Annotated in this window: 12 protein-coding genes; 7 read left to right on the forward strand and 5 right to left on the reverse strand. The window is 72.5% G+C overall.

Annotated features, from left to right (window positions below):
* Positions 1–164 precede the first annotated feature (164 nt).
* Positions 165–1,115 (forward strand): DeoR/GlpR family DNA-binding transcription regulator, encoded by a 951-nt coding sequence (locus ACFVX6_RS39130; RefSeq protein WP_389699360.1) that lies wholly within the window; start codon positions 165–167, stop codon positions 1,113–1,115.
* A 99-nt stretch (positions 1,116–1,214) separates the two neighbouring features.
* On the opposite strand, the gene ACFVX6_RS39135 is transcribed toward ACFVX6_RS39130, so the two are convergent.
* A complete protein-coding gene (locus tag ACFVX6_RS39135) occupies positions 1,215–2,969 on the reverse strand; it encodes an acetyl/propionyl/methylcrotonyl-CoA carboxylase subunit alpha (RefSeq protein ID WP_389699361.1) in 1,755 nt (584 codons plus the stop codon).
* 441 nt (positions 2,970–3,410) lie between these two features.
* Between ACFVX6_RS39135 and ACFVX6_RS39140 the strand changes: the two genes are divergently transcribed.
* Entirely contained in the window at positions 3,411–3,995 is a 585-nt protein-coding gene (locus ACFVX6_RS39140) for a hypothetical protein (RefSeq protein ID WP_389699362.1), read from the forward strand.
* Here ACFVX6_RS39140 and ACFVX6_RS39145 read toward each other — a convergent pair.
* The 4 genes from ACFVX6_RS39145 to ACFVX6_RS39160 form a co-directional block, all read right to left on the reverse strand.
* On the reverse strand, positions 3,976–4,584 hold the full coding sequence (locus tag ACFVX6_RS39145; protein ID WP_389699363.1) for a Maf family protein: 609 nt from the start codon (positions 4,582–4,584) through the stop codon (positions 3,976–3,978). The genes ACFVX6_RS39140 and ACFVX6_RS39145 overlap by 20 nt on opposite strands.
* A 96-nt stretch (positions 4,585–4,680) precedes the next feature.
* Complete coding sequence (mmpB, locus tag ACFVX6_RS39150) at positions 4,681–4,815, reverse strand: morphogenic membrane protein MmpB (protein ID WP_279346700.1); 135 nt, start codon at positions 4,813–4,815, stop codon at positions 4,681–4,683.
* A 92-nt stretch (positions 4,816–4,907) separates the two neighbouring features.
* A complete protein-coding gene (locus ACFVX6_RS39155) occupies positions 4,908–5,117 on the reverse strand; it encodes an acyl-CoA carboxylase epsilon subunit (RefSeq protein WP_389699364.1) in 210 nt (69 codons plus the stop codon).
* A gap of 19 nt (positions 5,118–5,136) precedes the next feature.
* Positions 5,137–6,732, reverse strand: a complete 1,596-nt coding sequence (locus ACFVX6_RS39160) for an acyl-CoA carboxylase subunit beta (protein WP_389699365.1) — start codon at positions 6,730–6,732, stop codon at positions 5,137–5,139.
* A 131-nt stretch (positions 6,733–6,863) separates the two neighbouring features.
* On the opposite strand from ACFVX6_RS39160, the gene ACFVX6_RS39165 reads away from it, so the two are divergent.
* From ACFVX6_RS39165 to hutH, 5 genes are all read left to right on the forward strand, one after another.
* Complete coding sequence (locus ACFVX6_RS39165) at positions 6,864–7,742, forward strand: biotin--[acetyl-CoA-carboxylase] ligase (protein ID WP_389699366.1); 879 nt, start codon at positions 6,864–6,866, stop codon at positions 7,740–7,742.
* A gap of 135 nt (positions 7,743–7,877) precedes the next feature.
* Complete coding sequence (locus ACFVX6_RS39170) at positions 7,878–9,074, forward strand: adenylate/guanylate cyclase domain-containing protein (RefSeq protein ID WP_389699367.1); 1,197 nt, start codon at positions 7,878–7,880, stop codon at positions 9,072–9,074.
* A 26-nt stretch (positions 9,075–9,100) separates the two neighbouring features.
* The gene (locus ACFVX6_RS39175) at positions 9,101–9,883 is read left to right on the forward strand and encodes an enoyl-CoA hydratase/isomerase family protein (protein ID WP_389699368.1); all 783 of its coding nucleotides are present in this window, start codon (positions 9,101–9,103) and stop codon (positions 9,881–9,883) included.
* Between the two features lie 110 nt (positions 9,884–9,993).
* The gene (locus tag ACFVX6_RS39180) at positions 9,994–11,112 is read left to right on the forward strand and encodes a diguanylate cyclase domain-containing protein (RefSeq protein WP_389699369.1); all 1,119 of its coding nucleotides are present in this window, start codon (positions 9,994–9,996) and stop codon (positions 11,110–11,112) included.
* A 394-nt stretch (positions 11,113–11,506) separates the two neighbouring features.
* Positions 11,507–13,048, forward strand: coding sequence for a histidine ammonia-lyase (gene hutH, locus ACFVX6_RS39185; protein WP_389699370.1), 1,542 nt, complete (start codon positions 11,507–11,509; stop codon positions 13,046–13,048).
* Positions 13,049–13,179 lie beyond the last annotated feature (131 nt).

Below are 13,179 nucleotides of genomic sequence, written 5' to 3' on the forward strand. Positions count from 1 at the left end.
GCGTTTGTTTTGGTGGGTGTGGGGTGGGGGGGGGGGGGCGGGGGGGGGGTGGGGGCGGGGGGCCCCGACCGCGTATACCACTAGTTGCCCTACGGTATGGACAACTTCGGAATTCCGGCGCAAAGAGCTGAAAGCAGATGGTCGTTGGGGTTACTGTCAGTTTCGTGTTCGCTGCAGAACGTCGCCAATTGATCCTCGAAATGGTGCGGGCCAACGGAGCGGTATCGCTCCGGGAGCTCGCCCGCGTCGTCCAGACCTCCGAAGTGACCGTACGGCGGGACGTGCGGGCACTGGAGGCAGAAGGACTCCTCGACCGCCGGCACGGCGGTGCGGTACTGCCGGGTGGTTTCACGCGGGAATCCGGCTTTCCGCAAAAGTCCCATCTCGCGACGGCGGAGAAGACCGCCATCGCCGATGTCGCGGCCGGACTCGTCGAAGAAGGCGAGGCCGTGGTCGTCGGCGCCGGCACAACCACCCAGGAGCTGGCCCGCCGGCTCGCCCGGGTGCCCGGACTCACCGTCGTCACCAACTCGCTGCTCGTCGCACAGGCGCTGGCCCATGCGAACCGGGTGGAGGTGGTGATGACGGGCGGAACCCTGCGGGGGTCCAACTACGCGCTGGTCGGCAGCGGTGCCGAGCAGTCCCTGCAGGGGCTGCGGGTCTCGCGGGCCTTCCTGTCCGGCAGCGGTCTCACCGCCGAGCGCGGGCTGTCCACGTCCAACATGCTCTCCGCGAGCGTGGACCGGGCGCTGGTCCAGGCCGCGGCGGAGGTGGTGGTCCTGGCCGACCACACGAAGCTCGGGACGGACACCATGTTCCAGACCGTGCCGACCGATGTGATCACCCGGCTGGTGACGGACGAGCCGCCCGCGCACGACGACCGGGCCGGTACGGAGCTGCAGGCGCTGGCGGACCAGGGCGTACAGATCACCGTGGCCGGAGCCACTGCCGCCGGCGGTGGTGAAGGGATGGCCGGGCGGCGGCCGCGCCGGGAGTCTCCGCTGCCGGTCCAGCGGCGGGGCGGGCCCACGGCCCAGCTGCGCAGCGCGGGGCCGCCGTTGCACGAGCAGCAGGCGGGTGAGCGGGCCCGCGTGGCGGACATGCGGCGCCGGTAGCCGCCGTCGCCTCACACGCCGGCGGGGCTGGAATCATCCAGCCCCGCCGGCGTTTGAGGCGGGGTCCAGGGCGGGAGCCCCGGAACCCCGGCCAGGACGTCAGTCCTTGATCTCGCAGATCGCCGCGCCCGAAGTGAGCGAGGCGCCGACCTCTGCCGCCAGGCCCACGATCGTGCCCGAGCGGTGCGCGTTCAGCGGCTGTTCCATCTTCATGGCTTCGAGGACGACGATCAGGTCGCCCTCGTTGACCTGCTGGCCCTCCTCGACCGCGACCTTCACGATCGTGCCCTGCATGGGCGAGGCCAGGGTGTCGCCGGAGGCGGCCGGACCGGACTTCTTGGCCGCGCGGCGCTTGGGCTTCGCGCCGCCCGCGGCCGCCGTACGGGCCAGGGTCATGCCCAGCGAGGACGGGAGGGAGACCTCGAGGCGCTTGCCGCCGACCTCGACGACCACGGTCTCGCGGCCCGGCTCGTCCTCGGAGTCCTCCGCGGCGGGAACCACGAACGCCGGGATCTCGTTGACGAACTCGGTCTCGATCCAGCGGGTGTGGATCGTGAACGGGTCGGCCGTGAAGGCGGGGTCGACGACGACCGCGCGGTGGAACGGGATGGCCGTGGCCATGCCCTCGACCTCGAACTCGGCCAGCGCGCGCGCCGCCCGCTGCAGGGCCTGCTCGCGCGTGGCACCCGTAACGATGAGCTTGGCGAGCAGGGAGTCCCAGGCCGGGCCGATGACCGAGCCGGACTCGACGCCCGCGTCGAGGCGGACGCCCGGGCCGGTCGGCGCGGCGAACTTGGTGACGGTGCCCGGAGCCGGCAGGAAACCGCGGCCCGGGTCCTCGCCGTTGATGCGGAACTCGAAGGAGTGGCCGCGCAGGACCGGGTCCCCGTAGCCGAGCTCCTCGCCGTCCGCGATGCGGAACATCTCGCGGACCAGGTCGATGCCGGTGACCTCTTCGGTGACCGGGTGCTCGACCTGCAGGCGGGTGTTGACCTCCAGGAAGGAGATCAGGCCGTCGGCGGAGACCAGGAACTCGACCGTGCCGGCGCCGACGTAGCCGGCTTCCTTCAGGATCGCCTTCGACGCCGCGTACAGCTCGGCGTTCTGGGCCTCGGTCAGGAACGGCGCCGGGGCCTCCTCCACCAGCTTCTGGTGGCGGCGCTGCAGCGAGCAGTCACGGGTGGAGACGACGACCACGTTGCCGTGGGAGTCGGCCAGGCACTGGGTCTCCACGTGCCGCGGCTTGTCGAGGTACTGCTCGACGAAGCACTCGCCGCGGCCGAAGGCGGCGACGGCCTCGCGCACGGCGGAGTCGTAGAGCTCGGGGACCTCTTCGAGGTTCCGGGCGACCTTCAGACCGCGACCGCCGCCACCGAAGGCGGCCTTGATCGCGATGGGCAGGCCGTGCTCCTTGGCGAAGGCGACGACCTCGTCCGACCCGGAGACCGGGTCCGGCGTGCCGGCGACCAGCGGTGCGCCGGCGCGCAGCGCGATGTGACGGGCGGCGACCTTGTCACCGAGGTCGCGGATGGCCTGCGGCGGCGGGCCGATCCAGATCAGGCCCGCGTCGATGACGGCCTGCGCGAATTCGGCGTTCTCGGAAAGGAAGCCGTATCCGGGATGGATGGCGTCCGCACCGGAGTCGGCTGCGGCCTGCAGGATCTTGGAGATGTCCAAGTAGCTCGCGGCCGGGGTGTCACCGCCCAACGCGAAAGCTTCGTCGGCCGCGCGGACGTGCAGAGCGTCCCGGTCCGGGTCGGCGTAGACGGCTACGCTCGCGATCCCGGCATCCCGGCAGGCCCGAGCAACGCGGACTGCGATTTCGCCACGGTTGGCGATGAGCACCTTGCGCACGATGGCTCCCTCCTTGAAACAAGCTGAGTTTAGGGACAGCCCACACGGCCTTTCGACCCTTCCCCGGTGGTGACCTTGCCCACACGGACTGTGATCCGAGTCGACCCCGAGTCGATAAAACCCTTGTGGCGCCCCATGTCAGGGGGATCCCCGACTGCACAGTAACCCTGCCGTGTGTCCGGGGTCTCTGTTCCCCGGGTCAGCGGGCCGGGGTGATTCTTTGTCGAATCCCTACGAACGGCCCATGCATTCCTTGCGCGGGCGCGGTGTCGGCACCGGGCGGCCGCCGTACGGCAGCCCGACGGTAACGAAGCGGCCCCGGCCCCTTGTCCGAAGGTTTACCCGTTAGTAGCCTCCAGGCGTCGAACGGGCTTGTGCATGCGGGGTGGGGGCGTCGTGGCTGGTGTGGGTGGCGTGGGTGGCGTGGTGCTGCGGAGATCCGTGGCCGGAGCGACCGCGGTCGTACTCGTCGTGGAGGCGGCGGTGCTCGGCTTCGTCCACCTCGTCCTGGGTCGGACCACCGAGAACCAGTCGATGTCCATCGCGGGCGGCGATCCGGATGTCATGTCCAAGGCAACCTATGCGCTGGGCGCCGGCATGGCCGTGTTCCTGCTCGCCTGTGCGGTGTTCCTCGTCGTCGCCGCGGCCCGCGACCGGGCCCCGGGCGCCTTCGCGCGCGTGCTCCTCGTCAGCGCCGCCGTCACCCACGGACTGCTCGGCGCCCTCGTCGTCGGCCTGGTGGGCTGGGGCGCCTTCGCGGTGATGATGCTGATCCTCTGCCTGCTGGTGCTGAGCCTGACGCTCTACGCGGCCAAGGGCGCGAGCGGGGCCGGCGAGGGCGCCGGAGGCCTCGGAGGCCCCGCGGGGGGCTCCAGCGGCCCTCTGGGCGGCTTCGGCGGGTCGGACGGCGGACCCGGCAGCGGCCTCGACGGCGGGCCGGAGGTTCGCGACACGCCGCCTGGCCACCCGCTCGCGGACTTCGGGGACTTCGGGAAGCTCGGGGACGTCAAGCCCACAAGTCCGTGATCGACACGCCCAGTTCGGCCAGCAACGAGCGCAGCAGCGGCATGGAGATCCCGATCACATTGCCGTGATCCCCGTCGATGCCCTCGATGAACGGGGCCGACAGCCCGTCCAGGGTGAACGCCCCCGCCACGTGCAGCGGTTCCCCGCTCGCCACGTACGCCGCCACCTCCGCGTCCGTCGGCTCGCCGAAGCGGACCGTCGTCGACGCCGTGGCCGAAACCTTTACGCCGCTCGCCGTGTCGATCACACAGTGCCCGGTGCGCAGCACCCCGGCGCGCCCGCGCATCGACTTCCAGCGGGCCGTGGCCTCCTCGGCGTCCGCCGGCTTGCCCAGCGCCTCGCCGTCCAGCTCCAGCACGGAGTCGCAGCCGATCACCAGGGCGCCCGCGGCCTCGTCCAGGGCCGCCACGACGGCCGCCTTCGCCTCGGCCAGCGCGAGCGCCAGCTCTGCGGGGGAGTCGGCGGTGAGGGCGTCCTCGTCGAAGCCGCTCACGATCACGTGCGGGGAGAGCCCGGCCTGCCGCAGCAGGTTCAGCCGGGCGGGCGAAGCGGAGGCGAGGACGAGGGCGTGGCGGGGGGCAGCAGTCATGCCTGCCATCGTAGGGGCGCCCTGCGGGTGGCCGGGGCCGGCTGGAAACGGCCCCGGGTGGCCGGGGCCCTGGAACCGCCCCGGGTGGCCGGGGCGCTAGAAACCGCCCACGCCCAGCACGTACACCACGACGACCATCGCGATGACGACGATCACCGTCATCCGCCGGACCATCGCCGCGGCATCGCGCATGTCCTTCGGCGGCTCGTTCTTCGGGTCTGACCAGAGCATGCCCCGATCCTGGCCCCGAGCACTCCTGTGGCGCCTGAGTACGGGTACTCAGGCGCCACGGGTAGTTCACGCCATCTTCATCTGCAACTGCCCTATGCGGGCCAGTACGTACGGCCCCACGCGCCCGGCCCCGGGCGCGGCAGGGTCCGCCGGGCCACCCGGCCCGGCGCCGCCCACGCGTCGGTCACCTGCTCCGCGCCCGACGGCGCCGACGCGAGGGCCGCCGCGCGCGCTCGGACCACCGCCAGTGCGGCGGCCAGCTCCTCCGGGGTCGGGTTCCCCTTGACGACCTTGATCACCACTGTGAGCTCCTCGTGACGGCTAGAGCGGGATGTTGCCGTGCTTCTTCGGGGGCAGGGACTCGCGCTTGGTGCGCAGCTGCCGCAGCCCCTTCACCACGTGCGCCCGGGTCTCGGACGGCATCGTCACCGCGTCGATGTAACCGCGCTCGGCGGCCGTGTACGGGTTCAGCAGCGCGTCCTCGTACTCGGTGATGAGGCGCGCCCGCGTCTCCTCGGCATTGCCGGCCTCCTCCGCTTCGGCGATCGCCCGGCGGTGCAGGATGTTGACCGCGCCCTGCGCGCCCATGACGGCGATCTGGGCCGTCGGCCAGGCGAGGTTGAGGTCGGCGCCCAGGTGCTTGGAGCCCATGACGTCGTAGGCCCCGCCGAAGGCCTTGCGGGTGATGACGGTGATCAGGGGGACGGTCGCCTCGGCGTAGGCGTAGATCAGCTTGGCGCCGCGCCGGATGATTCCGTTGTACTCCTGGTCGGTGCCCGGCAGGAAGCCCGGCACGTCGACGAAGGTCAGCACCGGGACGTTGAAGGCGTCGCAGGTCCGGACGAACCGGGCCGCCTTCTCGGAGGCGTCGATGTCCAGGCAGCCGGCGAACTGCATCGGCTGGTTGGCGACGACCCCGACCGGGTGCCCCTCGACGCGGCCGAAGCCGGTGAGGATGTTCGGCGCGAAGAGCGACTGGGTCTCCAGGAACTCCGCGTCGTCGAGCACGTGCTCGATCACCTTGTGCATGTCGTACGGCTGGTTCGCGCTGTCCGGGATCAGCACGTCGAGCTCGCGGTCGCTCTCGGAGACCTCCGTGTCGGCTTCCTCGGGGAAGGCCGGGGGCTCGGAGAGGTTGTTCGACGGGAGGTAGGAGAGCAGCGACTTCACGTACTCGATGGCGTCCTTCTCGTCACCGGCCATGTGGTGCGCGACGCCGGACGTGCTGTTGTGCGTGCGCGCCCCGCCCAGCTCCTCGAAGCCGACGTCCTCGCCGGTGACGGTCTTGATGACGTCCGGGCCGGTGATGAACATGTGCGAGGTCTGGTCGACCATGACCGTGAAGTCGGTGATGGCGGGGGAGTACACGGCCCCGCCGGCGCACGGGCCGACGACCAGGCTGATCTGCGGGATCACGCCGGAGGCGTGGACGTTGCGGCGGAAGATCTCGCCGTACATGCCGAGCGCGCTGACGCCCTCCTGGATGCGGGCGCCGCCGGAGTCGTTGATGCCGATCAGCGGGCAGCCGGTCTTCAGCGCGAAGTCCATGACCTTCATGATCTTCTGGCCGTAGACCTCGCCGAGGGCCCCGCCGAAGACGGTGAAGTCCTGCGAGAACAGGGCGACGGGCCGCCCGTCGACGGTCCCGTAGCCGGTGACGACGCCGTCGCCGTACGGGCGGGTCTTCTCCAGCCCGAAGCTCGTCGACCGGTGCCGGGCGAACTCGTCCAGCTCGACGAAGGACCCCTCGTCCAGCAGCAGGGCCACCCGCTCACGCGCCGTCAGCTTGCCCTTGGCGTGCTGCTTTTCCACCGCCCGCCCTGACCCGGCGTGCGTGGCTTCCTCGACGCGGCGCTGCAGATCCGCGATCTTCCCCGCGGTGGTGTGCATGTCGATCGGCTCTGACGGTTGTGACATCGGGGTCGCGGCTCCCTGCGTGGTGTCAACTGCCTGGTGACTTACTTGGTTTTTACTAGCTACTGGTGCGTAGCGTATCGGCGGGCATGGCGCTCGGCGGTGCGGCGTTTGACACACCTAATCTGGGTTGCATGACGCCATCAGATGCATCAGGCGGGGCTTCGACCGGAGCTTCCGCGGGCCGTTGGTCGAGTCTGGACCGGCCGCCCTTGAACGTTGCCGCGCTGCAGCGGGCCCTCGTGACCGGTGAGGGGCTGTGGAGCTCGCTGGAGGTGGTGGGCTCCACCGGGTCCACCAACAGCGATCTCGCCGCACGGGCCGCGAAGCTGCCCGAGGGGGCCGTGCTCGTCGCCGAGGAGCAGACCGCAGGACGGGGCCGGCTCGACCGGAGCTGGGTCGCGCCCGCGCGGTCCGGACTGTTCTTCTCCGTGCTCCTGAAGCCCGGGCCCACGGTGCCGCAGGAGCGGTGGGGCTGGCTGACGCTGCTGGCCGGGGTGGCCACCGCCACCGGGCTCTCGCGCGCTGCGGGCGTGGACACCTCCCTCAAGTGGCCCAACGACCTGCTGGTCACCGTGGACGGGGAGGAGCGCAAGACCGGCGGGATCCTCGCCGAGCGGGTGGCCGACGGGGTCGTCCTCGGGATCGGGCTCAACGTGACGCTGACCGACGCCGAGCTGCCGGTGGACACCGCCGGGTCGCTGGCGCTGGCCAAGGCCACCGTCACCGACCGGGACCCGCTGCTGAAGGCCGTACTGCGTTCCCTGGAGCAGTGGTACGGGAACTGGCGGGAGGCCGGCGGCGACCCGGCGGCCAGCGGTCTGCAGGAGACGTACGCGGCGGGCTGCGCGACCCTCGGCAAGCACGTGCGCGCCGAGCTGCCGGGCGGGCGCACGCTCACCGGTACGGCCGAAGCGGTGGACACCGACGGACGGCTCGTCGTACGGACGGCGGAGGACAAGCACGAGGCCGTGGGGGCAGGGGACGTCGTCCATCTGCGGTCCGTGCGGTAGCCCGCCGGGGGGCCGCCCCGGGTGACGGAGTAGGGGAGTGAGCTACGGCACACCTGCCGTATGGTTTAGGCGATCCCGGTCCTCGCGGTGATCACCCGGTTCGGCAGTGCGCACGGAATGGACAGGAGGCGGCCCTTGACCGTCGACGACCCTCAGTCCAGCGCGCCCGCCCCCGGAACGGCGACGGGCGGTGCGGGCGGCTCCGGCGGCTCGGGCGGTTCCGGAGTCCACGCGACCCCGATCGGGCGCGAGCAGCACACTCCCCACCACGAGGTCGACCACACGGCGCAGCCGACGGCCGACCCGCTCGCCATCCGCCTGGAACAGCTGATCCTGGGCGCCGAGCGCCGGTACACCCCCTTCCAGGCGGCCCGCAGCGCCGGGGTCTCGATGGAGCTCGCCTCCCGCTTCTGGCGGGCCATGGGCTTCGCGGACATCGGCCAGGCCAGGGCCCTGACGGAGGCCGACGTACTGGCGCTGCGCCGGCTCGCCGGCCTCGTCGAGGCCGGGCTGTTGAGCGAGCCGATGGCGGTCCAGGTGGCACGGTCCACCGGGCAGACCACGGCCCGGCTCGCCGAGTGGCAGATCGACTCCTTCCTGGAGGGGCTGACGGAGCCGCCGGAGCCGGGGATGACCCGTACGGAGGTCACGTACCCGCTGGTCGAGCTGTTGCTGCCGGAGCTGGAGGAGTTCCTCGTCTACGTGTGGCGGCGCCAGCTCGCGGCCGCGACCGGGCGGGTCGTGCAGGTGGCGGACGACGAGGAGATGGTCGACCGGCGCCTCGCGGTGGGCTTCGCCGACCTGGTGGGCTTCACGCGCCTGACGCGGCGGCTGGAGGAGGAGGAGCTCGGCGAGCTGGTCGAGTCCTTCGAGACGACCTCGGCGGACCTGGTGGCGGCGCACGGCGGCCGGCTGATCAAGACGCTGGGCGACGAGGTGCTGTACTGCGCCGACGACGCGGCCACGGCGGCGGAGATCGCGCTGCGGCTGATCGAGACGATGGAAGCCGATCCGCAGATGCCGGAGCTGCGCGTGGGCATCGCCTTCGGGACGGTGACCACCCGGATGGGCGACGTCTTCGGGACCACGGTGAACCTGGCCTCGCGACTGACGTCGATAGCGCCGAAGGACGCGGTCCTGGTGGACGGTGCGATGGCCGAGGAACTGGGCCGCACGGGCGCGGCGCCGGTCTCGGAGAAGGAAGCGGAGAACGAGGAGGGCGGCGGCGCCTACCGCTTCGCGCTCCAGCCGATGTTCCAGCGCCCGGTCCGCGGCCTCGGCGTGGTGGAGCCCTGGTCGCTGACGCGCCGGAGCCCTAAGATCCCCGGATAACGTTCGTTAACCGGGAGGGTCGCCCTGTGTCCGAATTTGTGGTTGTGCACCGACACGAGGGCGGGGTCGCCGAGCTGGTTCTGGATCGGCCCAAGGCGATGAACGCCGTGTCGACCGAGATGGCGCGGGGCATCGGCGCCGCGTGTGCGGAGCTGGGTGCGGACCCGTCGGTACGGGTCGTCGTGCTCTCCTCGACCGCCGAGAGGGCGTTCTGCGTGGGCGCGGACCTCAAGGAGCGGAACTCCTTCTCGGACGCCGAGCTGCTGCGGCAGCGGCCGACCACGCGGGGCGCGTACGGGGGAGTCCTGGAGCTTCCGATGCCGGTGATCGCGGCGGTGCACGGGTTCGCGCTGGGCGGCGGCTTCGAGCTGGCCCTCGCGTGCGATGTCATCGTGGCCGACGAGACGGCCGTCGTCGGGCTGCCCGAGGTGTCGGTCGGGGTGATCCCGGGCGGTGGCGGCACGCAGCTGCTGCCGAGGCGCGTGGGGGCGGCGCGGGCGGCGGAGCTGATCTTCACCGCACGGCGGGTGGAGGCCGAGGAGGCGCTGGACCTGGGTCTGGTGGACTCGGTGGTGCCGGCGGGGACGGACCGCGAGGCCGCCCTGGCGATGGCGGCGGCGATGGCGGCGAACTCCCCGGTCGGGCTGCGGGCGGCCAAGCGGGCGCTGCGGCTCGGGCACGGCATGGACCTGACGGCCGGGCTGGAGATCGAGGACGCGGCGTGGCGGACGGTGGCCTTCTCGGGGGACCGGGCCGAGGGCGTGGCGGCGTTCAACGAGAAGCGGAAGCCGGAGTGGCCCGGGGTGTGAGGGTGTCCGGCGGTGCGCTGAGCTCCGAATGGTGACCGGGCGTGATCTTGGTACCACCGAATGTCGCGCCAATTATCACCAAATCGGACAAAACTCCCTAACCTGGGGTGATGGGTGTTGACGGGCGGCTTCGAGCCGTTGTGGGCCTCGCGCAGGCCATGGCTGCCGCGTGCGCGCCGCGGGACAGTGTGCGGGCCGCCGCGCGCGGGGCGAGGCTGGCGATGGACGGGTCGTTCGCCGCGATCTCCGCGTGGGAGCGGGAGCGGGGGCGCCTGCGGGTGCTCGTGAACGAGGGGGAGCGCAGGGACGGGGAGGAGGAGTTCCCCGAGGACGAGTCGTACCCCGTGCACGATTTCCCCGAGATCACGGAGTTCCTGCACGAGCGCTGGGTCGGCGGCGGCGGACCCCACGCCTGGGTGGACAGCGCGGTCGGGGACCGGCCGGGACGCCGGGGCGAGGCGCTGCGGCGGCGCGGGCGCGGCACGTGCGTGGTGGCCCCGATCGTGCTGAGCGGGCGGGCCTGGGGCGAGCTCTACGTGGCCCGGGACGAGGGCATGGCGGACTTCGACGAGGACGACGCGGAGTTCGGAGAGGTCCTCGCGGCGGTGATCGCGGCCGGGCTGGCGCAGAGCGACCGGCTGGAGGAGGCCCGCCGGCTCGCCTTCACCGACCCGCTGACCGGGCTGGCCAACCGGCGGGCCGTGGACATGCGGCTCGACGAGGCGCTGGAGGAGCATCGCCGGGGCGGGGCCGACGTCGTGGTGAGTCTGGTCGTCTGCGACCTGAACGGCCTGAAGAAGGTCAACGACACCCTGGGCCACGCGATGGGCGACCGGCTGCTGGAACGGTTCGGCTCCGTGCTCAGCCTGTGCGGGGCGATGCTGCCGGGTGCGCTGGTGGCGCGGCTGGGCGGGGACGAGTTCTGCCTGGTCAGCGTGGGGCCTTCGGCGGACGAGGTGGTACGGGTCACCGAGGAGGTGTGCCTGCGGGCCGCCGAGCTGGAGCTGGGGGAGGGGGTCGCCTGCGGGGTCGCCTCGACGGGGGACCCCATCGGGCCGGTGAAATCCTCCCGGCGGCTGTTCCGGCTGGCGGATGCGGCGCAGTACAAGGCGAAGGCGGCGCGGTCGGCGAAGCCGGTGGTCGCGGGGCGGGACACGGCGGTGGTCCGGCTCGCCGACGCGAAGCCCGGGGGGCCGGGGGAGCGGCGCCGCTTCCGCGGGCGGGCGTAGCGGTGGCCCGGGCGGCCTGGCGGTGTCCCGGACGTGCGCAGCGTCCCGGACCCCGGTCCTCAAGCGCCGGACGGCTGGATTGGCTGCGCCCGGGCCCGCCGGGGGCCGGCCCCCGGGAACGGCGCCGCGCTCGGCAACGGGTCCGGGGCGTAGCCCCGGGGAACGGGCGAAGGGCGGGTAGGGGACCCGGCCCCGCAGGGCCGAACCGCCCGCACCCGCCCACCGGGCCCCGCGCCGGGACGGCCGGGGGCGGCAGCACCGCCCGACCACCGCCGGACGGAGTTCGGCGCAGCGGCGCGAAGCCGGGGAGGCCCGCCAGGGCCGAGCCGCGCGAGCGGTGCGTTGAGAGGGAGTGACATGAAGAGATTCAGTCCGTAGGGTGCTGAATATGGATATGCACACTGTCGTGGTGGGAACGTCCGGGACCACCGCCGAAGACGTGATCGCCGTCGCCCGCGGCAACGCCCGTGTCGAGCTTTCCGGCGAGGCCGTCGCCGCGCTGGGACGGGCCCGCGAGATCGTGGAGGCGCTCGCCGCGAAGCCCGAGCCCGTCTACGGGGTGTCCACCGGGTTCGGGGCGCTCGCCTCCCGGCACATCAGCCCCGAGCTGCGCGCGCAGCTCCAGCGCAACATCGTCCGCTCGCACGCCGCCGGCATGGGCCCGCGCGTCGAGCGGGAGGTCGTGCGTGCGCTGATGTTCCTGCGGCTGAAGACCGTCGCCTCCGGGCACACCGGCGTCCGGCCGTCCGTCGCGCAGACGATGGCCGACGTGCTCAACGCCGGGATCACCCCCGTCGTGCACGAGTACGGCTCCCTCGGCTGCTCGGGCGACCTCGCCCCGCTCTCGCACTGCGCGCTCGCGCTGATGGGCGAGGGCGACGCGGAGGGCCCCGACGGGACCGTGCGGCCCGCCGGGGAGCTGCTCGCCGAGGCCGGGATCGCCCCCGTCGAGCTCCGCGAGAAGGAGGGCCTCGCCCTCCTCAACGGCACCGACGGCATGCTCGGCATGCTGGTCATGGCCCTCGCCGACCTCGGCAAGCTGTACACCTCCGCCGACATCACCGCCGCGCTGACGCTGGAGGCGCTGCTCGGCACCGAGAAGGTGCTCCAGCCCGAGCTGCACGCCATCCGCCCGCACCCCGGCCAGGGTGCCTCCGCCGCGAACATGGCCGCCGTCCTGAAGGGCTCCGGGCTCACCGGGCACTTCCAGGAGGAGTCCGCCCCGCGCGTCCAGGACGCCTACTCCGTGCGCTGCGCCCCGCAGGTCGCCGGCGCGGGCCGCGACACCATGGCGCACGCCGCCCTCGTCGCCTCCCGCGAGCTGGCCGCCGCCGTCGACAACCCGGTCGTGCTGCCCGACGGGCGCGTGGAGTCCAACGGAAACTTCCACGGCGCCCCGGTCGCGTACGTCCTGGACTTCCTGGCCATCGCCGCCGCCGACCTCGGCTCCATCGCCGAGCGGCGCACCGACCGGCTGCTCGACAAGAACCGTTCGCACGGTCTGCCGCCGTTCCTCGCGGACGACGCCGGTGTGGACTCCGGGCTCATGATCGCCCAGTACACGCAGGCCGCCCTGGTGAGTGAGATGAAGCGGCTCGCGGTTCCCGCCTCCGCCGACTCGATCCCCTCCTCCGCCATGCAGGAGGACCACGTCTCGATGGGCTGGTCGGCCGCGCGCAAGCTCCGTACCGCCGTCGACAACCTCACCCGGATCGTCGCGATCGAGCTGTACGCGGCCACCCGTGCCATCGAGCTGCGTCACGGGCTCACCCCGGCGCCGGCCAGCCGGGCCGCCATCGCGGCGGCGCGTGCGGCGGGTGTGGAGGGTCCCGGGCCGGATCGTTTCCTCGCGCCCGACCTGGCCGCCGCGGACGCCTTCGTTCGTTCGGGTGCACTCGTGGACGCCGTCGAGGCCGTCACCGGCCCGCTCGCCTGACCGTAGGGGCGCCGGAAGGGGTGCGGCCCGGGGACGACCCCCGGGCTACCCGTGGCCGATCCACACCATGACCGGTTTCGCCCACCTCGGGTACGAGAAGGGCGCGCTGCCGGTGACCGAGAGGGTGGCGG

It is taken from the genome of Streptomyces sp. NPDC058289, from assembly GCF_042880975.1.
In the GTDB taxonomy this organism is placed as follows: Bacteria; Actinomycetota; Actinomycetes; order Streptomycetales; family Streptomycetaceae; genus Streptomyces; species Streptomyces stoeckheimensis.

Excerpts from the sequence above, each read along its gene's own strand:
- ACFVX6_RS39145 (WP_389699363.1), bottom strand. The coding sequence starts at position 4,584 with ATGACTGCTGCCCCCCGCCACGCCCTCGTCCTCGCCTCCGCTTCGCCC.
- mmpB (WP_279346700.1), bottom strand. The coding sequence starts at position 4,815 with ATGCTCTGGTCAGACCCGAAGAACGAGCCGCCGAAGGACATGCGCGAT.
- ACFVX6_RS39160 (WP_389699365.1), bottom strand. The coding sequence starts at position 6,732 with ATGTCACAACCGTCAGAGCCGATCGACATGCACACCACCGCGGGGAAG.
- ACFVX6_RS39165 (WP_389699366.1), top strand. The coding sequence starts at position 6,864 with ATGACGCCATCAGATGCATCAGGCGGGGCTTCGACCGGAGCTTCCGCG.
- ACFVX6_RS39180 (WP_389699369.1), top strand. The coding sequence starts at position 9,994 with ATGGGTGTTGACGGGCGGCTTCGAGCCGTTGTGGGCCTCGCGCAGGCC.
- hutH (WP_389699370.1), top strand. The coding sequence starts at position 11,507 with ATGCACACTGTCGTGGTGGGAACGTCCGGGACCACCGCCGAAGACGTG.